The 24141-nt window shown below is 64.9% G+C and carries 17 protein-coding genes; 11 read left to right on the plus strand and 6 right to left on the minus strand.

The window, feature by feature from the left end; translation table 11 throughout:
• Positions 1–72: 72 nt before the first annotated feature.
• On the plus strand, positions 73–816 hold the full coding sequence (locus QW845_RS01560; protein WP_315799907.1) for a glycosyltransferase family 2 protein: 744 nt from the start codon (positions 73–75) through the stop codon (positions 814–816).
• Positions 810–1148: a lipid-A-disaccharide synthase N-terminal domain-containing protein gene (locus QW845_RS01565; RefSeq protein ID WP_315799908.1), complete on the plus strand. Its 339-nt coding sequence runs from the start codon at positions 810–812 to the stop codon at positions 1146–1148. Before QW845_RS01560 ends, QW845_RS01565 begins: the two co-directional genes overlap by 7 nt.
• A 156-nt stretch (positions 1149–1304) precedes the next feature.
• Here QW845_RS01565 and QW845_RS01570 read toward each other — a convergent pair whose 3' ends face one another.
• Together QW845_RS01570 and metC are read right to left on the minus strand one after the other, a co-directional pair.
• Complete coding sequence (locus QW845_RS01570; protein WP_315799909.1) at positions 1305–2999, minus strand: Na/Pi cotransporter family protein; 1695 nt, start codon at positions 2997–2999, stop codon at positions 1305–1307.
• A gap of 123 nt (positions 3000–3122) precedes the next feature.
• A complete protein-coding gene (gene metC, locus QW845_RS01575; RefSeq protein WP_315799910.1) occupies positions 3123–4316 on the minus strand; it encodes a cystathionine beta-lyase in 1194 nt (397 codons plus the stop codon).
• Positions 4317–4632: 316 nt separating this feature from the next.
• Between metC and QW845_RS01580 the strand changes: the two genes are divergently transcribed.
• From QW845_RS01580 to QW845_RS01595, 4 genes are read left to right on the plus strand one after another with little or no spacing between them, the layout of a single operon-like run.
• A complete protein-coding gene (locus QW845_RS01580) occupies positions 4633–5649 on the plus strand; it encodes an amino acid ABC transporter substrate-binding protein (protein ID WP_315799911.1) in 1017 nt (338 codons plus the stop codon).
• 28 nt (positions 5650–5677) lie between these two features.
• On the plus strand, positions 5678–6883 hold the full coding sequence (locus tag QW845_RS01585) for an amino acid ABC transporter permease (RefSeq protein ID WP_315799912.1): 1206 nt from the start codon (positions 5678–5680) through the stop codon (positions 6881–6883).
• A gap of 13 nt (positions 6884–6896) precedes the next feature.
• A complete protein-coding gene (locus tag QW845_RS01590) occupies positions 6897–8417 on the plus strand; it encodes an amino acid ABC transporter permease (protein WP_315799913.1) in 1521 nt (506 codons plus the stop codon).
• A gap of 22 nt (positions 8418–8439) precedes the next feature.
• Positions 8440–9183 carry an amino acid ABC transporter ATP-binding protein gene (locus tag QW845_RS01595; protein WP_315799914.1) on the plus strand — a complete coding sequence of 248 codons (744 nt, stop codon included), beginning with the start codon at positions 8440–8442 and terminating at the stop codon, positions 9181–9183.
• A 68-nt stretch (positions 9184–9251) separates the two neighbouring features.
• Here QW845_RS01595 and QW845_RS01600 read toward each other — a convergent pair whose 3' ends face one another.
• The 4 genes from QW845_RS01600 to QW845_RS01615 all read right to left on the minus strand — a co-directional run bounded on the left by QW845_RS01600 (position 9252) and on the right by QW845_RS01615 (position 13876).
• Positions 9252–10286 (minus strand): cysteine synthase A, encoded by a 1035-nt coding sequence (locus QW845_RS01600; protein ID WP_315799915.1) that lies wholly within the window; start codon positions 10284–10286, stop codon positions 9252–9254.
• An 81-nt stretch (positions 10287–10367) separates the two neighbouring features.
• The gene (locus tag QW845_RS01605) at positions 10368–11600 is read right to left on the minus strand and encodes a cyclopropane-fatty-acyl-phospholipid synthase family protein (RefSeq protein WP_315800423.1); all 1233 of its coding nucleotides are present in this window, start codon (positions 11598–11600) and stop codon (positions 10368–10370) included.
• Positions 11601–11709: 109 nt separating this feature from the next.
• A complete protein-coding gene (locus tag QW845_RS01610; RefSeq protein WP_315799916.1) occupies positions 11710–12555 on the minus strand; it encodes a DUF1365 domain-containing protein in 846 nt (281 codons plus the stop codon).
• Positions 12556–12562: 7 nt separating this feature from the next.
• The gene (locus QW845_RS01615) at positions 12563–13876 is read right to left on the minus strand and encodes an NAD(P)/FAD-dependent oxidoreductase (protein ID WP_315799917.1); all 1314 of its coding nucleotides are present in this window, start codon (positions 13874–13876) and stop codon (positions 12563–12565) included.
• 295 nt (positions 13877–14171) lie between these two features.
• Here QW845_RS01615 and QW845_RS01620 point away from each other — a divergent pair, with 295 nt between their 5' ends.
• The 5 genes from QW845_RS01620 to QW845_RS01640 are packed head-to-tail and all read left to right on the plus strand — an operon-like array spanning position 14172 to position 24121.
• Positions 14172–15695: an efflux transporter outer membrane subunit gene (locus QW845_RS01620; protein ID WP_315799918.1), complete on the plus strand. Its 1524-nt coding sequence runs from the start codon at positions 14172–14174 to the stop codon at positions 15693–15695.
• Entirely contained in the window at positions 15685–17082 is a 1398-nt protein-coding gene (locus QW845_RS01625) for an efflux RND transporter periplasmic adaptor subunit (RefSeq protein ID WP_315799919.1), read from the plus strand. The genes QW845_RS01620 and QW845_RS01625 overlap by 11 nt, the downstream gene beginning before the upstream one ends.
• A 29-nt stretch (positions 17083–17111) precedes the next feature.
• Positions 17112–20240, plus strand: a complete 3129-nt coding sequence (locus tag QW845_RS01630) for an efflux RND transporter permease subunit (RefSeq protein ID WP_315799920.1) — start codon at positions 17112–17114, stop codon at positions 20238–20240.
• The gene (locus QW845_RS01635; protein WP_315799921.1) at positions 20240–23344 is read left to right on the plus strand and encodes an efflux RND transporter permease subunit; all 3105 of its coding nucleotides are present in this window, start codon (positions 20240–20242) and stop codon (positions 23342–23344) included. Before QW845_RS01630 ends, QW845_RS01635 begins: the two co-directional genes overlap by 1 nt.
• A 39-nt stretch (positions 23345–23383) precedes the next feature.
• Positions 23384–24121, plus strand: a complete 738-nt coding sequence (locus QW845_RS01640; RefSeq protein WP_315799922.1) for a tRNA-uridine aminocarboxypropyltransferase — start codon at positions 23384–23386, stop codon at positions 24119–24121.
• Positions 24122–24141: the final 20 nt, after the last annotated feature.

Consider the following 24141-nt stretch of genomic DNA (forward strand, 5'->3'; position numbering starts at 1 on the left):
GCCCCATAAGAAGCCTCCGCCGCAGCGCCCGGTGCAGCAACCGGTCCAGTCACGCCATTACGAGTTCTCATCTTGTCGACCGAAACCCCCGTTGCCGTCTCCATCGTCGTTCCCGTGCGCAACGAGGCCGGCAATATCGTTCCGCTGATCACCGAGATCGCGGCGGCGCTCGATGGTCTGTGGTCCTACGAGATCATCTACGTCAACGATGGCTCGACCGATGACACCGCGCAGCGGCTCGCCGAGGAAATGGCACGGCGGCCGAACCTGCGTGTGCTGCGGCATGAGAAATCGACCGGCCAATCGGCTGCGGTTCGTAGCGGCATCCGCGCGGCCCATGGCGCCATGGTGGCCACGCTGGATGGCGATGGCCAGAACAATCCCGCGTTCTTGCCCGACCTCATTGCCGCGCTCGAAAAGGGCGGTGCAGGCGTCGGCCTCGTCGCAGGGCAGCGCGTCGGCCGCAAGGATACCGGCTTCAAGAAGCTACAGTCGCGGCTGGCCAACAAGATCCGCAATGCGGTGCTGCATGACGGCACCCGCGATACCGGCTGCGGCCTCAAGGCGGTCCGTCGCGACGTCTTCCTGATGATGCCGTATTTCGATGGTCTGCACCGCTTCCTTCCCGCCCTGGTGCGGCGCGAGGGCTACGACATCGCCTATATCGACGTGATCGATCGTCCCCGGCATTCGGGCGTGTCGAACTACGGGTTCTTCGACCGGCTGTGGATCGGGATCATGGATCTCGCCGGCGTGTGGTGGCTGATCCGCCGCAAGAAGCCGACGCCGGTTGCGATCGAGGTGAAGTCATGCTGATTCAATTCGGGCAGGCGTTCAGCAACTATCTCTACGACATCTTCGTCGCCAAATTCGATTTCTGGCTGGTGTTCGGCCTCGCCGCCCAACTGGCCTTCGCCGCGCGCTTCCTTGTGCAGTGGATCGCCAGCGAGCGCGCGGGCAAGAGCGTGGTGCCGATCGCCTTCTGGTTCTTCTCGATCGGGGGAGGGCTGATGACGCTGATCTACGGTCTCGTGAAGCGCGAGCCGGTCATCATCTTCGGCCAGCTGCTGTCGAACATCATCTACGTCCGCAACGTGATGTTGATCTTCAAGAACCGCCAGCGGGAATCCCAGACGCTGAGCAATTGATCGGGGCCGTCTTCAGGTTCACAGGGCGGATGTTCGCTGGCGCAGGACAGGCATTGCCTCTCCCATCGCAGTTCGCGCCCAGCTCTCTCCGCGCCGAAGGCGCTTCGGCCCCGGCGCGGGCATGCGGAACAACCGGTTCGTAGCGCCGTCCTACGCTCAGCGCGGCAGCGGCTTTGCAGAGGATGCGGGCAGGGCGACGGTGGCCCCGCTGTCTGCCGCCTCGCTGCGGCGGCTGGCCGCTTCGCCGGCCGCGTCCAGGACGGGATAGGCGACCGAGCAGATGTGGGAGTGGATACGCCTGAGGTCACGCAGCACGTCGAGATGCAGTGAGGTGGTTTCGAGCGTCTCCGAGCGGCCCTCGCGCAGACGTTCGAGGTGCCGCTCGGTCGCGCCGAGCTCTGCGTTGCGGAGCTCGGCTTTCTGATCGAGCAGTTGGTGGGCTTGCTGCGCATCGCCGGACATGAAGATGCCGAACGCGACGCGGAGCGCCTCCATGATCTGGCGGTGAAAGGCCTGCAGCTCGTCGGCGCCCTCCGCGGAGAACTGGAACCTGCGCTTGATCTTCTTGGTCGCGAGCTCGCTCAGGTTCTTGTCGATGATATCGCCGATGTGTTCGAGGTTGATCGCGAAGGAGATGATCTCCATCGCGCGCTTGCCCTCACGGTCGTCCAGGCTGCCCCGCGTCAGCTTGGTGATGTAGAGCTTGATAGCTTCATCGAGCCGGTCGACGACATTGTCCGCGCGTGACACCTGATCCACGAGGCCACGGTCGTTGGTCATCATCGCGGTCATGACATTGCGCAACATGGTCTCGACCAGATCGCCCATTCGCAGCGCCTCGCGCGCCGCGTCCGCAAGCGCCAGCGACGGTGTCTCCAGCGCGGTCTCGTCGAGATAGCGCGGCTTGGCCGGATCGACCTCCGCCGGGCGGTCGGGGAACAGTCTGACGAGCAGCTTCTCCATGACGCCGAGCAGGCCGATGAACACCACGGCCGTGCCGAGATTGAAAGCCATGTGGAACTGGGCCGTCAGCTTCGACAGATCGGGCTGAAATTGCCGCAATTGCGCTGCGAGCGGATGCAGGAACGGCGCGATCAGCGCGACGCCGATGACACGGTTGAGGAGATTGCCGACGGGCAGCCGATAGCTCGCGGGATTGTCGCGGCGCGCGCCCTCGAACACCGGATTGACGGCGCTGCCGAGATTGGCGCCAAGCACGAGCGCCAGCGCGGCATCGGCCGTGATGAAGTGCGCATAGGCCAGCGACATCACCAGAAGAACGCTGGCGACGCTGGAATGCACGATCCAGGTGACGACGGCGCCGAAAATGACGCACAGCGTGACATCGGCGGTGATCGCCTGCATGAACACGCGCATCGCCGGCGCTTCTTCAGCCGGCGCCAGGGTGTCGATCAGGATGTGCAGCGACAGCAGCATCAGGCCAAGGCCAATCGACACCCGCCCCAGGTCCTTGATGCGCGATCGCGGCCCGCTGCGGAACGCCACCAGGCCGAGCACGAACAGGATGGGGGCGATCGCCGCCACGTTGAACGACAGGACCTGCACGATCAGCGTGGTGCCGATATTGGCGCCGAGCATGATCGCCAGCGCCGGGATCAGGCCGACCAGGCCTTCCGCCGCGAAGGAGGTCGTGATCAGCGCGGTCGCCGTGCTGCTCTGGAGCAGAGCGGTCAGGCCGAGCCCGGCGGCGAGGGCGCTGAAGCGGTTACGCAGCCCCCGCGATAGCAGCAGCCGGAGATCCGGGCCGAAGGCGCGAAGAATGCCGCTGTGGACCATGTGAAGGCCCCACAGCAGCAACGCCACGCCGCCCATCAGATCGAGCAGAACCATGATTTCCGTTCGTCTCCGCGACCTCTGCCGCGAAGGCTACGCCCAATCGGCTGGGGATCAACGCTATTTTGTCGGCCCTGCGTGCCTGATCGCAGGGCGTTCCATGGGCTGCCCAAGATGTGGCTAAGATGCGTTGAACGCCGCAAAGCCTTGGTCGAGATCCTCCTTGAGATCCTCTACATTCTCCAGGCCGATATGCAGACGCAGCGTGGGGCCGCCGGGCGCCCAGGTGGTGGCCGTGCGATAGCTCGCGCAGTCGAACGGAATCGCCAGGCTCTCGAAGCCGCCCCAGGAATAGCCCATTCCGAACAGCGTCAGCGTGTCGAGCATCGCATCAACCGCGGCTTGCGGCTTTGGTTGCAGCACGATGCTGAACAGGCCGGAGGCGCCGGTGAAGTCCCGCTTCCAGATCGCATGCCCCGGATGGCTCTCCAGCGCAGGATGCAGGACCTCGATCACCTCGGGGCGGGCGGCGAGCCAGCGTGCCATCTCCAGGCCGGACCGATGATGCTGCGCCAGCCGCACGCCGAGCGTCCGCACGCCGCGCAGCGCCAGGAAGACGTCGTCCGGCCCGGCGCAGACGCCGAGCAGGCGGATGCCCTCGGAGATCAGCGGCCACGCCTTCGCATTGGCCGAAATCGTCCCGAACATGATGTCGGAGTGGCCGCCGATATATTTGGTGGCCGCCTGCATGCTGACGTCGACGCCCTGATCGAGGGAGCGGTGGTAGAGCGGCGTCGCCCAGGTGTTGTCGTCGATGACGAGTGCGCCATGCGCATGCGCAACCGCCGCAATGGCGGGGATGTCCGGCATTTCGAACGACTGCGAGCCGGGCGCCTCGACCACTACCGCGCGTGTATTTGGTTTGAGCAGTTGCTCAATTCCTGTGCCGATCAATGGGTCGAAATAGGTCGTCTCGACGCCGTAGCGCGCCAGCATGCCGTTGCAGAAATTGCGGGTCGGGCGATAGATGCTGTCGCAGACCAGCACGTGGTCGCCGGCCTTGAGCACCGACAGCAGGGTCGTCGAGATCGCCCCGAGACCTGACGGCGCGATGCCGACGCCGGCGCATTGCGGGCCCTCCAACGCCATCAGCGCCTGCTGCAATGCCTTGGTGGTCGGCGTGCCGTGGCGGCCATATTGGAATTCGCCGCGGTGTGCATGCAGATCTTCAGCCGTTGGATACAGGACCGTCGACCCATGAACGACCGGAGGATTCACGAATCCGTGCTGCGCTTTCGTGTCCCGCCCCGCCGTGACCAGCCGTGTCTCGACGTTTTGTCGCACCGCCGCAGCGGGGTCGTTCGATAATGCCATTCGCGTGTCTTTTCTCTTTGAGCCTGCCGGGATAGCTGGAAATCAGGCTGCACTGCGGTCGTTAATAACAGAATGCAGAACAGGCCCGTCAACCCCTTGACCCGGACCGCCAGTCGTTCTGTGATGCCGGCGCAATTCGATCGCTGCACGTTGAGGGGCTTGCCGCGATTCCCGCTTCATCTCGCATGCACGGCTCCGTTGTGCATTGCGTGTGCCATATTCTTGGTATGGCGTTTGCAAAGGCGGATTCAGGTCGGCCCCATCTTCGCGCTGAGATTTCATCGCTCCCCAAGGACGACCGCGAAAGGCTGTATTTATGAAACGCGTCACTCTGGCTCTCACTCTTGCTCTCGCCCCGATGCTGGCGAGCGTCGGCGCCCAGGCCGAAACGCTCAAGACCGTCAAGGATCGCGGCATGCTCGCCTGCGGCGTCAGCCAGGGCCTGCCCGGTTTCTCGAACCCGGACGACAAGGGCAACTGGACCGGGCTCGACGTCGACGTCTGCCGCGCCATTGCCGCCGCGATCTTCAACGATCCGACCAAGGTCAAGTTCGTGCCGCTCTCCGCCAAGGATCGCTTCACCGCGCTGCAATCGGGCGAAGTCGACGTGCTGTCGCGCAACACCACCTGGACCCTGTCGCGTGACACCTCGCTCGGCGCGAACTTCGCCGGAATTACCTATTATGACGGCCAGGGCTTCATGGTGAAGAAGGCCCTCAAGGTCAACTCGGCGCTGGAGCTGAACAGCGCTTCGGTTTGCGTGCAGACTGGCACCACGACCGAGCAAAACCTCGCCGACTACTTCAAGGCCAACAAGATGAAGTACGAGGTGATCGCGTTCGCCGGCGCCGACGAGACCGTGAAAGCCTATGAATCCGGCCGCTGCGACGTGTTCACCACCGACGTCTCCGGCCTCTATGCCGAGCGCCTGAAGCTCTCCAATCCGGCCGACCATGTTGTGCTGCCCGAGGTGATCTCGAAGGAACCGCTCGGCCCGATGGTGCGCCACGGCGACGACCAGTGGTTCGACATCGTGAAGTGGACGTTGTTCGGGCTGATCACGGCCGAGGAAATGGGCGTCACCCAGGCGAACGTGGACGAGATGGCCAAGTCGGACAAGCCTGATTTCAAGCGCGCCTTCGGCACCGATGGCAATCTCGGCGAGCAGCTCGGCCTCACCAAGGACTGGTTCTCCCGGATCGTGAAAGCGGTCGGAAACTACGGCGAGATGTATGACCGCAACGTCGGCGCGGGCTCCAAGCTGCAGATCGCGCGCGGTCTGAACCAGCTCTGGAACAAGGGCGGCCTGCAGTACGCGCCGCCGATCCGCTGATCACTGCACGATAGCGGGGCTGCGGCGAATGAGTATCGAAGCGAGGTTACCGCCTGCGCAATATGGGCTTCGGCTGAAGCGCATGCTGGGTGGCAAGGCAGGATGGAACGGCATCATCCTGCAGATCCTGTTCGTCGCAGTCCTGGTGTGGGTTGGCTACGAGATCGTGGCCAACGCACGCAGCAACCTCGCCGCCCAGCGCATCACGTCGGGCTTCGGTTTCCTCAACAACACGGCCGGCTTCGACGTCAACCAGACCCTGATCAGCTACTCCGGCTCCGACAGCTACAGTCGCGTGCTGATCGTCGGCGTGCTGAACACGCTGCTGGTCTCCGTCATAGGTATCGTGCTGGCGACCATCCTTGGCTTTCTGGTTGCGCTTGGCCGCTTGTCACCGAACGCATTGCTGTCGCGAGTCTCCGGCGCCTATGTCGAGCTGATCCGCAACCTGCCGCTGCTGTTTCAGATCCTGTTCTGGTATCTTGCGGTGTTGGCGGCTCTGCCCGGACCGCGACAGAGCATCTCTCTTTTCTCGACCTTCTTTCTCAACAACCGCGGCTTCATCGTTCCGCGCCCGATTGAGGAGCCCGGCTTCATGCCGTTCGTGATCGCGCTCGGTGTGGCGATCGTGGTCTCGGTCGGTCTGCATTATTATGCGCGGCGCGAGCTGTTCCTCCGCGGCCATGTGATGCGGATCTGGCCCTGGGTGCTGGGGCTGCTGATCGGCCTGCCGCTGATTGCAGCGCTCGTGTTCGGCGTGCCTATTTCGTTCGAGGTACCGGCGCTCAAGGGATTCAACTTCGCCGGCGGTTCGCGCATCATTCCAGAGCTCGTCGCGCTGACCCTGGCGCTGACCATGTACACGGCGTCGTTCATCGCCGAGGTCGTGCGCGCCGGCATTCTCTCGGTCCACAAGGGACAGATGGAAGCGGGGCTCTCGCTTGGACTGAGCCGAGGCACCGTGCTGCGCCTGATCGTCGTGCCGCAGGCGCTTCGCGTCATCCTGCCGCCGCTGACGAACCAGTATTTGAACCTGACCAAGAACTCCTCGCTCGCGGTCGCTATCGGTTATCCCGATCTCGTGTCGGTGTTCGCGGGCACGACGATGAGCCAGACGGGTCAGGCCATCGAGATCATCGGAATCACGATGGGCGTCTATCTGGCGCTGTCGCTGATCACGAGCGCGATGATGAGCTTCTACAGCTGGCGGCTTGGGAAGAGACTTGGCGCATGAAGAGACTTGGCGCATGACCGACATCACGGCCTCAACCTTCATCCGTCAGGACATGGCCGGAGAACGCCCGGCGCCCATCAAGACGACGGGTTTCGTCGGCTTCGTCCGCACGAGGCTGTTGAACTCGCCGACCAATATCCTGCTCACCCTGGTGAGCGCGCTGTTGATCTGGTTCACCGTGATCCCGGCGGTCAAGTTCCTGCTGGTCGACGCGGTGTGGGTCGGCAAGGACCGCGAAGCATGCCTGGCGCAGAACGCCGGCCATCCGGTCGGCGCCTGTTGGCCCTACATTTCGGCGAAGTTCGGCCAGTTCATGTACGGCTTCTACCCGGAGGCCGACCGCTGGCGCGTCAATCTGACCTATGTGCTGGCGGTGGTGCTGCTGGTGCCGCTGCTGATTCCGCGCCTGCCTGCCAAAGGATTGAACGCGGGCCTGTTCTTCTTCGCGCTGCCGGTGGTCGCGTTCTTCCTGCTCTATGGCGGTGGGCTGGAGGGCTTCGGCGTGAGCTGGACCACAGGCGCCCTCCAGGTGTTCGTCGAGAGCATCGATACGGCCGGCAACGCGCTGATGCGCGCCGGCGACAACGTGCCGGTGGTCGGCATGCTGCTGTGGCTGCTCGGCAAGCTGGTCGTTCTGATCGGAACGCTCGCATCGCTCGTGATCTGGCCACTGGTCTGGATCCGCAACGAACTGCAGCAATCTCACCAGCCCGTGTGGAATGATCTCGCGCTCTCGGCGATCATTGTCACCGCGCTGGTGTTCATCGTCGGCGGCGGGAGCAGGGCGCTGCGCAGCGTCATCGCCACGGCCGCGACCTTCGCTGGCATTGCCGTCGTCATTGCGATCATGGGCCTCGATCGCGGCGGCCTTCCCATCGTCGACACAAGGCTGTGGGGCGGAATGCTGGTGACGCTGGTCGTCTCGGTGATCGGCATCGTTGCGTCGATGCCGATCGGCATTGCGCTTGCGCTCGGCCGCCGCTCGACCATTCCACTGATCCGCATCTTTTCGATCGCCTTCATCGAGCTGGTCCGCGGCGTGCCGCTGATCACCGTGCTGTTCTTCGCCACCTACATGCTGCCGCTGTTCCTGCCCGGCAATGCCAGGGTCGATGGCCTGGTACGGGCGCTGATCGGCGTTGCGCTGTTCTCCGGCGCCTACATGGCCGAGGTGATCCGCGGCGGTCTGCAGGCCATTCCGCGCGGCCAAGCGGAGGCGTCGAGCGCGCTCGGCCTGTCCTGGTGGAAGACGACGAGCTTCATCGTGCTGCCGCAGGCGCTGCGCCACGTGATCCCCGGCATCGTCAACAGCTTCATCTCGCTGTTCAAGGACACCTCGCTGGTGTCCATCGTGGCGCTGTTCGACCTGCTCGGCAGCCTCAAGGCCTCGTTTGCCGATCCGGTCTGGGCGACGCCGACCACGGCCTTCACCGGCTTTGCCTTCACGGGGCTGATCTACTTCGCCTTCTGCTTCGGCATGTCACGCTACTCCCTGCTGGTCGAGCGCCGCGTCAACGCGCACCGGCGCCATTGAGCCAGAGATCATCGAGAGATCCATGACTGCAAATTCGATCGTCAGCATTTCCGCCCTCAACAAGTGGTACGGCGAATTCCACGTCTTGCGCGACATCAATCTCTCGGTCGGGAAGGGTGAGCGCATCGTGATCTGCGGGCCTTCGGGCTCAGGCAAGTCGACCTTGATCCGCTGCATCAACGCGCTCGAGGAATTCCAGGAGGGCGAGATCAATGTCGACGGCATCGACCTCGGTCCGAACCTCAAGCGCGTGGACGAGGTTCGCCGCGAGGTCGGCATGGTGTTCCAGAGCTTCAACCTGTTTCCGCACCTGACCGTGCTGGAGAACTGCACCCTGGCGCCGATCTGGGTGCGCAACATCCCGCAGAAGGAAGCCGAGGCGACCGCGATGAAGTTCCTGGAGCGGGTCAAGATCCCGCATCAGGCGCAGAAATACCCGGGCCAGATGTCGGGCGGTCAGCAGCAGCGTGTCGCCATCGCGCGCGCGCTGACGATGAACCCCAAGGTCATGCTGTTCGACGAGCCGACCTCGGCGCTCGATCCGGAGATGGTGAAGGAGGTGCTCGACACCATGGTCGATCTCGCGAAGGAGGGCATGACCATGCTGGTCGTGACCCACGAGATGGGCTTCGCGCGCGAGGTCGCCAACCGCGTCGTGTTCATGGACGCCGGCCAGATCATCGAATCGAACACGCCGCAGGAGTTCTTCGCCAATCCGCAGCATGCGCGCAGCAAGCTGTTCCTGAGCCAGATCCTGCGGCATTGATGGGGCGAATTGGGAGATGCGAATAGCGAATAGAGGTCGTTTCTCGTTCGCTACTCGTCTTTCGCGTCCTACATGAACGGCGGCTTGATCCCGCTGCGCTTCTCGAGCCAAGCCGGCACCGGCAGGTTCTTCGAACGCATGAACTCTGGATTGTACAGCTTCGACTGATAGCGGGTGCCGGAGTCGCACAGGATGGTCACGATGGTGTGGCCGGGGCCGAGCTTCCGGGCGAGCTGCACCGCGCCGGCGACGTTGACGCCGGTCGAGCCGCCCAGGCACAGGCCTTCATGCTGCACGAGGTCGTAGATCGTGTTGACGGCATCCTCGTCGGACACCAGGAACGCGTCGTCGACCTTGGCGGTCTCGATCACGGGCGTCACGCGACCGATGCCGATGCCTTCGGTGATGGAGTCGCCGGGCGTCGACTTGACGACGCCGTTCTTGAACCATTCGTACATGGCGAAGCCGTGCGGATCGGCGCAGGCGGTGACGATATCCTTGTTCCTGTCCTTCAAATAGCGGCTGGTGCCGGCAATCGTGCCGCCGGTGCCGACCGCGCAGATGAAGCCGTCGACCTTGCCGTTGGTCTGCTCCCAGATCTCGGGTCCCGTGGACGCATAATGCGCCTTGGCGTTGTCGAGGTTGTTCCACTGGTCGGCGAACAGCACGCCGTTCGGCTCGGTCTTGCGCAGTTCGTCGGCGAGCCTGCGGCCGACATGCTGATAGTTGTTGGGATTGCTGAACGGCAACGCCGGCACCTCGACCAGCTCCGCGCCGCACAGCCGTAGCATGTCCTTCTTTTCCTGGCTCTGCGTCTCCGGAATCACGATCAGCGTGCGATAACCGCGCGCGCTGGCGACCACGGCCAGACCGATGCCGGTGTTGCCGGCAGTGGCCTCCACCACGAGGCCGCCCGGCTTGAGATCGCCACGTCTCTCGGCCTCCAGGATCATCCACTTGCCGGCACGGTCCTTGACCGACTGGCCCGGGTTCATGAACTCGGCCTTGCCGAGAATGGTGCAGCCCGTCGCCTCCGAGGCGCGCTTGAGCTTGATCAGCGGCGTATTGCCGATCGCCGCGACGACGTCGTTATGAATGGTCATTTTGCAGATACCGTAGGAGTTTCCTCGAGCACACTTAAGAGGACCCTAGCCTGATATCCAGGGGAGCGTAAGCCGGCTGGATCAGCCCCCTGATTTCGCAAAGACCACCTGGCGAACATCGATGTTCCCAGAGAGGAAACCTGCTTCGCAGTAGGACAGATAATATTCCCAGAGCCGCCTGAAGCGCTCGTCGAATCCGGCGGGCGTGAGGTCAGGCCAAGCCTCTCGGAAGTTATTTCGCCAGATCGCCAGCGTCCTGGCATAATCTTCCCCGAAGATGCGCTCGCGGATGACGGGTATGCCAAAGCGGTCGCCAAGCGACTTCAGGATCTGCGGTGTTGGCAACATGCCCCCCGGGAAAACGTAGCGCTGGATGAAGTCGACCTCGCGGCGATAGTGCTGGAACAGGCTGTCCTGGATGGTAATGGCCTGGACACCGGCCAGTCCGCCCGGCAGCAGACGGTCTCGCAGTTGCGAGAAATACTTCGGCCAGAACTGCTCGCCGACCGCCTCGATCATCTCGATCGAGGCGATACGGTCGTAGCGGTCGCGCTCGTCGCGATAGTCCTGCAGGCGGATCTCGACTTTCTCGGCGAGCCCGGCCTCGTGGATGCGGCGCTGTGCAAAATCGCGTTGCTGCTGGCTGATCGTCAGCCCAACGACCTTGGTGCCGAACGTCTTGGCGGCATATTCGGCAAAGCCGCCCCAGCCGCAGCCGATCTCGAGCAGCTTCTGCCCGGGCTTGAGATCGATCGCCTCGGCCAGCCGCTTGTACTTGTTGGTCTGCGCAGCGGTGAGGTCGGTGGTGTGCTCCTCGAACAAGGCCGAGGAATAGGTCATGCTCGGATCGAGCCAGGCCGAGTAGAACGAATTCCCGATGTCGTAATGGGCGTAGATGTTGCGCTTCGCCTGACGTTTGGTGTTGCGGTTGAACCAGTGCCGGACCAGCTGGGCAAACCGGATCAGCGGCTTGTCTTCCAGCATCGACTGCAGCAGGTGCTGGTTGACGCAGAACAGATAGAGAAACTGCGTCAGGTCCGGCGTATCCCATTCGCCGTTCAGATAGGCCTCGGCGATGCCGATGTCGCCGCCATTGAGAAGGCGCGATGCGAAGCCGTAATTGGCCAGGATCATTGCGGCGGCCGGCCCGGGCTCAACGCCGCCGAGCCGGATCACCCGTCCGTCCGGCAGGGTCACGTCGAGCGTGCCTTTTCGCAACCGCGATCCGAAGCCGAGGGCAAGGCGGGGCAGGCGGGGAAGATCGGCAAGCACCTTGTCGATGGTATCGGGGGTGACTGGGATGACGTCCGGCATGGCAGGTCCACTCACGCAAACGGCTCCAGCCCACGTCCCCGTCGGCTGGCCGGTGTGGCACCTGTGCGGGCAGGGAATCACGGACGCAGAGCGAGCCGGCCGTTTCCGGTCAGCGTCGTGATATATAAGCGTGGCTGCCGTTCCCCGCCAAGCCGGTATTGGTTCCAGGGCCTGCAATGATTTCGCCGCGCGGCACGAGCCGGACGCCTTTGGCCCACAGCCGCAGTGCCTCCCAATGGATCGCGGCGAAGATTTTGACAGTCACCAGCGGGAGCGAGACGAAGGCAGCGAGCAGGGAGCCGGACGTCAGCCCGCGACGACGGCCGGAGAAGGTTGCAGCGAGCAGGGGCCCGTCGGCGCCAGTTTCCAGAATCCGCAACTTGACCTTGTCGCCCGGCGGCATGATGCGGAAATGGTAGCGCATCGCCATGTCGATGAACGGCGAGACGTAGAAGGTCTTGTCCTGCGTCTGGCGCAGCCCTGCCGCGGACAGCTCATTGGGCCTGACGGGCAGCACATAGGGCTTGATCTCGCCGAAGGTGTTGCGGACCTCGTAGATCATCAGCGCCAGGGTGCCGTCGCTGCGATGGCAGAAATAGACCGACAGCGGATTGAACACGTAGCCGAGCAGCCGCGGATAGCACAGCAGCAGCACGCGTCCGCCGCTGAGATCGATCCCCTGATCCGCCGCGCAGGTCTGCGCATAGGCCAGCAGCGACGAGCCGTCGCGCGGACCGTGGTCGGCCTCGTGGAAGCTGTAGAGCGCGCGCCGATTGACCCCGAACAGCGAGGTCTGCCGGTCCGCCTGGTCGAGCCGGCCGAGATCGATCAGCAGGCTCATCACGCGATACCGGAAGCGATGCGTGGTCGGCCGCATGCGGGCGTGCATGACCTCTCCGACATAGAGCGCGGCCGCTTCTGTTCGTTCTTCCGGCCCCGAGTGATCCATGTCCATGTCGCGCCTATTCCGCAGCCTCGGCGAGCTCGGCTGGAAACCCGCGCCATGGCACGCTCGCGCCGAGCGCCTCCGCCACGGCGAGACCCGAGCGCAGCCCGTCCTCATGGAAGCCGTAGCCGGTCCAGGCCCCGCAGAACCAAGTATGGCGCTGCCCCTGAATCGCTGCCAGACGCTTCTGCGCCGCAAAGGCGGCAGCCGTATATTGTGGGTGCTCACAGATATATTTGCCAAAGGTCAGCTCCGGAGCCGGAGCGAAGGGTGGATTGAGGCTGACGAACAGCGGCCTGGCGTCGTCGATGTCCTGCAGATTGTTCATCCAATAGGTGACGGCGACATCGTTCATGGGAACGCCTTCACGCCGCCAGCGCAGGAAATTCCACGAAGCCCAGGCGCGGCGGCGCTTTGGCATCAGCCGGCTGTCACGGTGCAGATAGATCGTGTTGGGCGAATATTTGATCGCACCGAGGATGCCGCGCTCCCGCTCGTCCGCGTCGGTGAGCATCGACAAAGCCTGGTCGCTGTGCGCGGCAATCACCACATGATCGTAGGTATCCCGACGTCCGCTGCTATCTTGGACGACGACGCCGTGGCCGGTGCGTTCGATGCTCGTCACAGCGCTGCCGAGCCTGATGTGGTTGCGGAAGCTCGACGTCAGCTTCTCCACGTAGCGGCGGCTGCCGCCCTTGACGGTGCGCCAGACCGGGCGATCATATTGCAGCAACCTGTGATTGCTGAAGAACGCGACGAAGTTCTCGGCCGGAAAGTCAAGCATCTCGGATGCCGGGGCCGACCAGATCGCGGCACCCATCGGCGCCAGATAGTCGGTCAGCAGGCGCGGCGCGAAATGGTTGCGGCGGAAATAGTCGCCAAGCGTCAGGCCCTCGAGACGACCGGCCTTGAAGTCCGCTGTACTCTGCTCGTTGAAGCTCAGGATGTCCCTGAGCATCCAGAGATAGGATGTCGACAGCAGGTTGCTCGGCTGAGCGAACAGCCCCTTGGCGGTGTCGAGCCAGGTGTTGCCGCCACCTTTCCATTCGAACCGGCCGGCATCCGCGGTGACGGCAAAGCTCATGCTGCTGTCGACCGTCTCGACCCCCAGGTGATCGAACAAGGCGGTGAGCTCAGGATAGTTCAGCTCGTTGTAGACGATGAAGCCGATGTCGACGGAGACCGGAGCGCCGTCATAGTCGATCGTCACGGTGTGGCTGTGGCCGCCCGGACGGAGATCGCGCTCGTAGACGGTGATCGGATAACGCTTCGCCAGGGACCAGGCCGCGGCGTTACCCGCAATACCCGTTCCGACCACCGCAACTCGCATGAATGCCCCCTGAAGTTCACGTGCAAGTTACGGAGTCCCCGCCAAAGGGTTTCACGGGCGCGCTCGCCGCGTCACACCCCGCCTAAAACGGCATTGGACAGATGAAATCTTGGTAAGGCGGCAGCCATGGCCCGGGGCCGCGTCTGCACGAAACTCTGCTGATTTACGGGAGATTTGTCGATTCGGCGGACTTTATCGGCACCATCGCTGCCGGGGAGACGGGGGCTGCAGGGCTGTCCGGCGCCGTGGGCTGCGGCTAGAATGATTCCCAAGACTACAGGGAAGCATCACGCCAGTGTCCACCGTGCCGATTGCCGTCGACGAGCCTTGCCGCGCGTCCGCTGACCCGCGGATCGTTGCCGGGAAGCGGGAGAATAGCGCTCCGGCGGGCCTGCGGCATTTCGTCCGCTGGATCGCGGCGATCGGCCTGGCGGCAAGCTCGGCCGGCTGCCTGCTGACGCAGGATATTCCCGACCCGGCCCTCGACATGCCCCGGCGCTACAAGGCGGCGTCCGGTTCCGATATGGCGGCGCCACCGCCGCTCGATTGGTGGCGCGGCTTCGGATCACGCGAGCTGACCCAGCTGATGGAGGAGGCGCAGACCGTCAACCTCGATATAGCCGCTGCTGTGGCCAGGTTCAGGCAGGCCGATGCGCTGGCGCGGCAGGCCGGCGCGGCGCTGCTGCCGAGCCTGTCGAGCACGGGGCAGGAGACCTATTCGCGCACGTCCGGGTCGAGCTCCAGCGGGCTCACGAATGGCGGCCGCGAGGTCGTCAATTACCAGGCCTCGCTCTCTGCGAGCTACCAGCTCGACTTTTTCGGCCAGAATCGCGACGCGCTGCAGGCGGCCGAGGAGACCGCATTGGCCAACCGCTTCGACCGCGACGTCACGCAGCTGACGACGCTCGCCACCGTCGCCAATGCCTATTTCCAGGTGCTGGCCGCCCAGGATCGGATTCGGACGGCGGAGCGCAACATCGCCAGCGCCACGCGTGTGCTCGATGCCATCCGCGAGCGGCAGAAGGCCGGCACCGGCAATGATCTTGACGTCGCGCAGCAGGAGAGCGTGCTCGCCAATCAGAAGGCGGCGGTGCCGCCGCTGCGCCAAACGCTCGATCAGAACGTCAATGCCCTGGCTGTGCTGGTCGCGCGATCGCCCGAAGGCATTCGGGTCATTGGCGGCTCGCTCGACCAGATCAGGACTCCGCGGGTCACGCCTGGTCTGCCGTCGGAGATCCTGACGCAGCGTCCCGACATCCGCCGGCAGGAGGCCCAATTGGCGTCAGCCACCGCCAATGTCGGCAGCGCACGGGCGCAATTCTTTCCGAGCATCCAGTTGACCGGAAACGGAGGCTATCAAAGTGCAGCGCTGACCTCGCTGTTTCAGCCGCATGCGGCGTTCTTCAGCCTCGCCGGCAGCCTGACCCAGCCGATCTTCGACGGCGGCCGGATTCTCGGCAATTTCGAGAATGCCAAAGCGCGCCAGGATGAGCTGCTGCAGACCTACCGCAAGACCGTAATCCAGGCCTTCACCGACGTCGACAATGCGCTGTTCTCGATCAAGCAGACCACGATCAGGCTTCAACTGCAGCGCCAGGTCGTTACCGCCTCGCGTCGTGCGTTCGAATTGTCCGAGCAGCAACTGCGCGCGGGAACTGCCGACATCGTGACAGTCTTGAATACGCAATTGACGCTGTTCCAGGCCGAGGACGCGCTATGGCAGGCGCAACTGGCGCGCCTGCAGGCGTTCGTGAGCCTCTATCAGGCGCTCGGCGGCGGCTGGGAGCCGCGCATGGAGAAGTCGGCCGATGCTCTTTAAACCGGACGAGAAGGGAGCAGTGAAGCGCGCGCGGTCCAGCGTGGCGCGGCGGCTGGTGTCGATCACGATCACGCTGCTGATCCTGGGCGGCCTCGGCTATATCGGCTGGTCGGCGATGCAGCAGAAGCAGCAGACCAATAACCGCTTCGCGCGGCCCGACCTTCCCGTTCCGGTCCTGGCCGCCTCGCCTGCCATCAAGGACGTGCCGGTCTATCTCGACGGCGTCGGCTCGGTCCGCGCGCTCAATACCGTCACGGTTCGCTCCCAGGTCGACGGCAAGCTGATCGCGGTCAATTTCGTCGAAGGGCAGGACGTCAAGAAGGGCGACGTGCTCGCCGAGATCGATCCGGCGATCTATCAGGCGCAATACGACCAGGCCGTCGCCAAGAAGGCGCAGGACGAGGCGCAGCTCGCCAACCAGAAGCTCGACCTCGCCCGCTACGAGCAGCTCGCCGCCAGCAATGCCGGCACCAAGCAGCAGGCCGACACGCAGCGCGCGGTGGTGGCGCAGCAGCAGGCGCTGATCAAGGCGGATCAGGCCGCGATCGACAACGCGGCGACGACCTTGAGCTACACCAAGATCGTGGCGCCGCTCTCCGGCCGCGCCGGTCTGCGCCAGGTCGACCAGGGCAACGTCGTTCATGCCTCTGACGCGACCGGCCTCGTCGTCATCACGCAGCTGCAGCCGATTGCGGTTCAGTTCAGCCTGCCCCAACAGCAAATCATGCGCGTCAATGCGGCCGCCGCCAACGGACCGCTCGCCGTCGACGTGTTCGGCAATGACGGCGTCACCGTCATCGACACCGGCACGTTGCGGGGCATCGACAACCAGGTCGATCAGACGACGGGCACGCTGAAGCTGAAAGCCGAATTCCCCAACGGTAAATTCCAGCTCTGGCCAGGACAGTTCGTCAATGTCCGGCTCAAGGTCGAGACCCTGTCGCAGGCGATCACGGTGCCGACGTCGGCAGTACAGCGCGGGCCGGCAGGTACGTTCAGCTACGTGATTGGCGAGGGCGACATCGTCTCCGCGCATCCGGTGGCGGTCGTGCAGCAGAATGAGAGCGAGGCCGTGATCGCGAGCGGCTTGAGCCCCTCGGACCGTGTGGTGACGACAGGTTTTGCCAACCTCGCCGAGGGCGTCAAAGTGGTGGTCGGGCGCGCCGAGCAGACGCCGCAGGCCGATCTGGCGCCTCGCAAACGCGGCCGCAATCCGCAAGCAAAGGATCAAGGCAAGGACCAGGCGAAGGAGGGCGGAGCGCCGCCTAACGGCGCGCCGAAGGACGGCGAGCGGCGTCGCAGACCTCAGGCCGCGGGCCAGACCGATGCCGGTGCAGCGCCCCAGGGAGGGAGTGAGGCAGGTCGCGGCGCGAAGGCGCAGCCATGACGCGACCGCAAGAGTGACGAGCAGTCGCGATGAGCGTCTCCGAACCCTTCATCCGCCGTCCTATCGCGACCTCGCTGCTCGGCGTCGCGCTGCTGATCGGCGGCCTGCTCGGCTATCTCGCGCTGCCGGTCTCGGCGCTGCCGCAGGTCGACTTCCCGACCGTCCAGGTGACGACGCAACTGCCGGGCGCCAGCCCGGATGTGATCGCCTCGCTGATCACGGCGCCGCTGGAGCGCCAGCTTGGGCAGATCCCGTCGCTCTCGGCGATGAACTCGACGAGCTCGTTCGGCGTCAGCCAGATCTCGTTGCAGTTCGATCTCGGACGCGACATCGATGGCGCCACGCAGGACGTCCAGGCGGCGATCAATGCCGCCGCCGGCGTCTTGCCGAAGTCGCTGCCCTATCCGCCGACCTATGCCAAGGTCAATCCGGCCGACGCACCGGTCATGACGCTCGCGCTGACCTCGGACACGATCTCCCTGCGCGCGATGAGCGACATGGCGGACACGATCATGGCCCAGCGGCTGAGCCAGGTCTCGGGCGTCGGCCGTGTCTCGGTGCTCGGCGGACTCAAGCCCGCGGTGCGCGTGCAGGCCGACCTGGCGCGGCTCGCCGCCTATGGCATCTCGATGGAGGACCTGCGCGCCGCCATCGCAGGCGCCAACGTCTCCGGTCCCAAGGGATCGCTCGACGGGGCGCAGCAGGCCTATCTGATCACGGCCAACGACCAGATCGCGGCCGCCGACGCCTACAAGCCGATCATCATTGCCTACCGCAACGGCTCGCCGGTCACGATCGGCGATGTCGCGACGATTATCGATGGTTTGGAGAACGATCGGACCGGCGGCTGGTACCAGGGTGTCCCTGCGGTCATCCTCGACATCCAGCGCCAGCCGGGTGCCAACGTCATCGAGGTCGTCAAGCAGATCCGTGCCGAGATCCCGAAGCTGCAGCGCACGCTTCCCGCCGGCGTGAAGCTCGCCATCGTCAGCGATCGCACCGTGACCATCCGCGCCTCGGTGCACGACGTGCAGTTCACGCTGGTGCTCAGCGTGGTGCTGGTGACGCTGGTCGTGCTGCTGTTTCTGCGCTCGCTGCGCGCCACGATCATCGCCGGCGTCGCGCTGCCGCTTTCGCTGATCACGAGCTTCGGCGTGATGTACTTTGCCGGCTTCAGTCTCGACAATCTCTCGCTGATGGCACTCACCATCGGCACCGGCTTCGTCGTCGACGACGCCATCGTGATGATCGAGAACATCGTGCGCCACATGGAGAATGGCGAGAGCGCGATGAACGCCTCGCTGCGCGGCGCGCGCGAGATCGGCTTCACCGTGATCTCGCTGACCGTGTCGCTGATCGCGGTGTTCATTCCGCTGCTGTTCATGTCGGGGCTTGTCGGCCGCATGTTCCGCGAGTTCGCTTTGACCTTGACGATCGCAGTGGTGACGTCGGCGGTGGTCTCGCTGACCTTGACGCCGATGATGTGCTCGCGGCTGTTGAAGCATGCCAGCGAGGAATGGGTGCTGCCGGGACTGAACGCCATCAGCCGCTTCATCGACCGCACGGTGGCGGTCTATCACCGCAGCCTGCTCTGGGTGCTCGACCGCCAGACCGAGACGCTCGTCGTGACCTTCGCGACCTTGGCGGCGACCTTGGCGCTCTACGTCGTCGCGCCCAAGGGCTTCCTGCCGCTGCAGGATACCGGCTCGATCACGGCGGTGACCGAAGCCGGCCCTGACGTGTCGTTCGCCGAAATGAAGAAGCGCCAGGCGGATGTCGCCGCCGCGATCCGGGCCGATCCCGACGTCGTCGGCGTCGTCTCGGTGATCGGCGCCGGATCGGTCAACCCGACCACCAATGTCGGCCGTCTCGTCATGACCTTGAAGCCGCTCGGCGACCGGCAGGATGGCGTCGCCGAGGTGATCGACCGGCTGAAGCAGAAAACCTCGGGCGTTCCCGGCATGACCGTGTACTTCCAGCCGGTCCAGGACGTGCAGATCTCGACCCAGGCGAGCCGTTCGCAGTATCAGTACACGCTGACCGGTGCCGATGCCGCCGAGGTGTCGAAATGGGCGAGGCAGCTTGTCGGAGAAATGCGTCGCGACCCTCTGTTCCGCGACGTCTCCTCCGAAGCCCAGGAGGGCGGCCTGCGCGCGGAGCTGACCATCGACCGTCAGCGCGCCGGCCAGCTCGGCGTCAGTCTGCAGGGCGTCACCGACACGCTCAATGACGCCTTTGCGCAGCGGCAGATCTCGACGATCTATGGCCAGGCCAACCAGTACCGCGTCGTGCTGGAGGCGCTGCCGATGTATCAGCGCGATCCCTCGATCCTGTCGAAGCTCTATCTGCCTGGCGCCGGCGGCCAAGTGCCGCTCTCGGCGGTGGCAAGCCTGAAGCGCACCACCGCGCCGCTGGCAATCTCGCACCAGGCGCAGTTTCCGGCGGTGTCGCTGAGCTTCAATCTCGCGCCCGGCGTGGCCCTGAGCGAGGCGGTCGACGCGCTCCATGCGACCGAGAACCGCATCGGCATGCCCGGCAGCATCATCGGCGTGTACTCGGGTGATGCCGCCGAATTCGCCAAGTCGCTGGCCGGCCAGCCCTGGCTGCTGCTGGCGGCCGTGGTCACGATCTACATCGTGCTCGGCGTGCTCTATGAGAGCTACATCCATCCGATCACGATCCTGTCGACCTTGCCGTCGGCGGGCGTCGGCGCCATCCTGGCCCTGATGCTGTTCGGCCAGGATCTCTCGGTCATCGGCTTGATCGGCATCATCCTCCTGATGGGCATCGTCAAGAAGAACGCGATCATGATGATCGACTTCGCGCTCGAGGCGGAGCGTCACGAGAACCGCACGCCTTACGACGCGATCGTGCAAGCGTGTCTCCTGCGCTTCCGCCCGATCATGATGACGACCCTGGCCGCGCTGTTCGGTGCGCTGCCGCTGGCGATCGAGAGCGGCACCGGCTCGGAGCTGCGCTTTCCGCTCGGCATCTCCATCATCGGCGGCCTGCTGCTCAGCCAATTGCTGACCCTGTACACGACGCCGGTCATCTATCTCGCGCTCGACCGCATCAATCGTCGCTTCGAGCGCGCGCTGCCGCCGGCGCCGAACCTGCCGTCGCCGCCGATTGCAGGTGCGACCGAAGGCGTCCAGTGATGGCCTCGATCTCCGAGCCGTTCATTCGCCGGCCGGTCGGCACCACACTGCTCTCGATCGGCCTGTTCCTGGTCGGGATCGTCGCCTACATCTTCCTTCCGGTCGCGCCGGTGCCGAACGTCGATTTCCCGGCGATCTTCGTCAGCGCGTCGCGCCCGGGCGCGGACCCGTCCGTCATGGCGGGGACGGTCGCGGCGCCGCTGGAGCGGCGACTCGGCGAGATCGCGGGCGTCAACCAGATCACCTCGACGAGCTCGCTCGGCACCACCAACATCCAGATCCAATTCTCGATCGGCCGCGACATCGACAAGGCCGCGCGCGACGTGCAGGCGGCCATCAATGCCTCGCTGTCGGACCTTCCGAGCGACCTTCCGGCGCTGCCGCGGTTCCGCAAGGCGAACACGGCCGCGGCTCCCGTATTCGTTCTGGCGCTGACCTCGAAGACGATGACGACGAGCGCGATGTATGACGTCGCCGACACCGTGCTCGCGCAGCGGCTGTTCCAGGTACCCGGCGTCGGTAACGTCACGGTCAGCGGCGCCGATCAACCCGCCGTGCGCATCGCGCTCAATCCGGTCTCGCTCGCCAATGCCGGCATCTCGACCGACGATGTCCGGACGGCGATCATCAATGCCAATCCGATCGGGCCTGTCGGCATCTTCGAGGGCGGCCGCCAGAGCGAGACCATCGCCATCAACCGGCAGATGCGCAGCGCGGCCGAATTCCGCGACATCCTGATCAAGAGCAGCAATGGCAGCTTCGTACGGCTGTCGGATGTCGCCGACGTCGAGGATTCCGTGCGCAACGTGCGTTCGATCGCCTGGTTCAACAAGCAGCCGGCGGTGCTGATCCAGATCGCCAAGCAGGGCGATGCCAACGTGATCGAGACGGTCGACCGGGTGAAGGCGCTGATCCCGGAGCTCAAGCAATGGCTGCCGGCGGGGATCGAGATCTCCACGCTGGTCGACCGCACCGGGACCATTCGCGCCTCGGTCGATGACATGCAGTGGACCTTGCTCGCGACCGCCGTGCTGGTGATGATCGTCGTGTTCCTGTTCCTTCGCCGTCTGGTGCCGACGGTCGCGGCCGGCGTCTCGGTGCCGCTGGCGCTTGCCGGTACCTGCGCGGCGATGTGGCTCGCAGGCTTCTCGATCGACAATCTGTCACTGATGGCGCTCGCGATCTCCGTCGGCTTCGTCGTCGACGACGCCATCGTCATGATCGAGAACATGTACCGCAATCTCGAGCATGGCCTGTCGCCGATGCGCGCCGCGCTCGATGGCGCCCGCCAGATCGGCTTTACCGTGTTGTCGATCAGCCTTTCTCTGATTGCAGCCTTCGTGCCCTTGATCTTCATGGACGGCGTCGTCGGCCGTCTCCTGCGTGAGTTCTCGCTGACGCTGACCTTTGCGATCGTCGTGTCGACATTGGTATCGCTGACGGTGACGCCGATGATCTGCGCGCATTACATCAAGGAGACGCTGTCCGATCGTGCCACCTGGTTCGACCGTATCGTCGAAGGCGCGCTGTCCGGCATGGTCCGCTTCTATGCCTGGACGCTGCGCGGCGTGCTGGTTTATCCGTTTCTCACCCTGATCGTGTTCTTCGCCACCATCGCGCTCACAGTGACGCTCTACATCAAGGTGCCCAAGGGCTACTTCCCGACCGACGATTCCGGCTTCGTCATCGGTGCGACGCGCGCCTCGGCCGACATTTCGTTCCAGTCCATGCTGGGCCTGCAGCAGCGGCTTGCCGACATCGTGATGGCCGATCCCGCCGTGGCCGGCATCGGCTCGACGGTCGGGGGTGGCGGCGGGCCGGGCGGCGCGACGTCCAACCGCGGCACCATGTTCATCAACCTCAAGCCCCCGGCGGAGCGCGAGGGCGTCTCGACTGAGCTCGTGATCAACCGCCTCAGGCGGAGCCTCGCGATGGTCCCCGGCATTCGGCTCTTCATGTTCGCCGCGCAGGACGTGCGCACCGGCGGCCGCCAGAGCGATTCCGACTACCAGTACACGTTGAGCAGCCCCGATCTCGACCTTCTGCAGAAATGGGCGCCGATTGTCGCCAAGCGCCTGGAGACGGTCGACGGCATCACCGACATTTCCAGCGACCGCGATCCCGGTGGCCTGCAGCTCGCGCTGCGGATCGACCGACAAACGGCGGCGAGCCTCGGCGTCCGCGTCCAGGATATCGACAACGCGCTCAACAACGCCTTCGCGCAACGCCAGATCTCGATCGTCTACAGCCAGCGCAACCAGTACATGGTCGTGCTGGAGATCGACCCGAAGTTCCAGACCGATCCCTCCAATCTCGACCGCATCTATGTGGCCGGGGCAGGGGACGCGCAGGTGCCGTTGTCGGCGCTGGTCAAGGCCGAGCGCGGCCTGTCACCGCTGGCGGTGTATCATTCACAATCGTTCCCTTCGACCACCGTCTCGTTCAACCTGCTGCCGGACGTGCCCTTGCAGACCGCGACCGCCAACATCCAGCGCGCCGTCGACGAGCTGCACATGCCGGAGGGCATCCGCGGCAGCTTCGACGGCAATGCCGGGGACTTCAACAAGAGCAGCGGCCGCCAGCCTCTCTTGATCCTGTTCGCCCTGGCCGCGATGTATATCGTGCTCGGCGTGCTCTATGAGAGCCTGGCGCATCCGCTGACGATCATCTCGACCTTGCCGTCGGCCGGGCTCGGCGCGCTGCTCGCCTTGCAGGTTACCAACACGCCGCTGACGGTGATCGCCTTCGTCGGCATCATCCTGCTGATCGGGATCGTCAAGAAGAACGGCATCATGCTGGTCGATTTCGCGCTGGAAGCCGAGCGGCAGCGCGGCATGTCATCGGCCGATGCGATCTTCGAGGCCTGCCGGGTGCGATTCCGCCCGATCCTGATGACGACCCTCGCCGCGCTGTTCGCCGGCCTGCCTCTGGTGATCGCGACCGGTCCCGGCACCGAGCTGCGCCGCCCGCTCGGCATCACCATCATCGGCGGGCTGCTGGTGTCGCAGATCCTCACCCTCTACACCACGCCGGTGATCTATCTGCTGATCGACCGGCTGCGCCGCCGCTCGGCGCCGGAGCCGCTCGCAGCTCCTGCCGAATGAGCCGTTGTCGCGACGTTCAGCGGCGCGTATAGGCGCGGCATGCCAGAGACACACAACCATCCGCCGCTTGCCACCGAGGCGCCACCCGACTGCCCGCGCTGCCAGAAGCCGCTGCCGCTGTGCATCTGCGACAGCGTCACGCCGCTGGAAAGCCGGCTGGGGCTCCTGATCCTGCAGCACCCGCAGGAGCAGGACCGCGCGCTCGGCACCGCGCGGCTCGCCGCCCAGCATTTCAAGAACGCGGTGGTCAAGGTCGGGCTGTCCTGGCCGAGCCTCGCCAGGGCGCTGGGACGGCCGGTTGCCGATCCCGCGCGCTGGGCCATTCTCTATCTCGGCTCGGCCAAGGCGGCCGAGCTCGATCCTGAGACCGAGGTGGTCGCGCTGACCCGCAAGGGCGAGGTGGCCGACAACCAGCGCGCCATCCTCAAGTCGATCGAGGGCGTGATCCTGCTCGACGGCACCTGGAGCCAGGCCAAGGCGCTGTGGTGGCGCAATCCGTGGATGCTGAAGTGCCAGCGCGTGATCCTCGGGCCGCGGCAGCCGTCGCGCTACGGCCGGCTGCGCCGCGAGCCGCGCCGCGACGGGCTGTCGACCATCGAGGCGGCGGGGATGCTGATGGCCGCGCTGGAACGCCGGCCGGAGATCGCCACGACCCTCGACGCCAGCTTCGAGCGCATGCTGGCGCGGTATCGGGAGGTGGAAAAAGAGCAACCGGAGCTCACGCCCCGCCCAAAGGCCCGCAAGCCGGATTGGCGCGGCCGTAAACGCCGGGTTTAGGAACCGGGGGTACGCTTCTT

Origin of the sequence: Bradyrhizobium sp. SZCCHNS3002, assembly GCF_032377435.1 — a bacterium.
Lineage (GTDB): Bacteria > Pseudomonadota > Alphaproteobacteria > Rhizobiales > Xanthobacteraceae > Bradyrhizobium.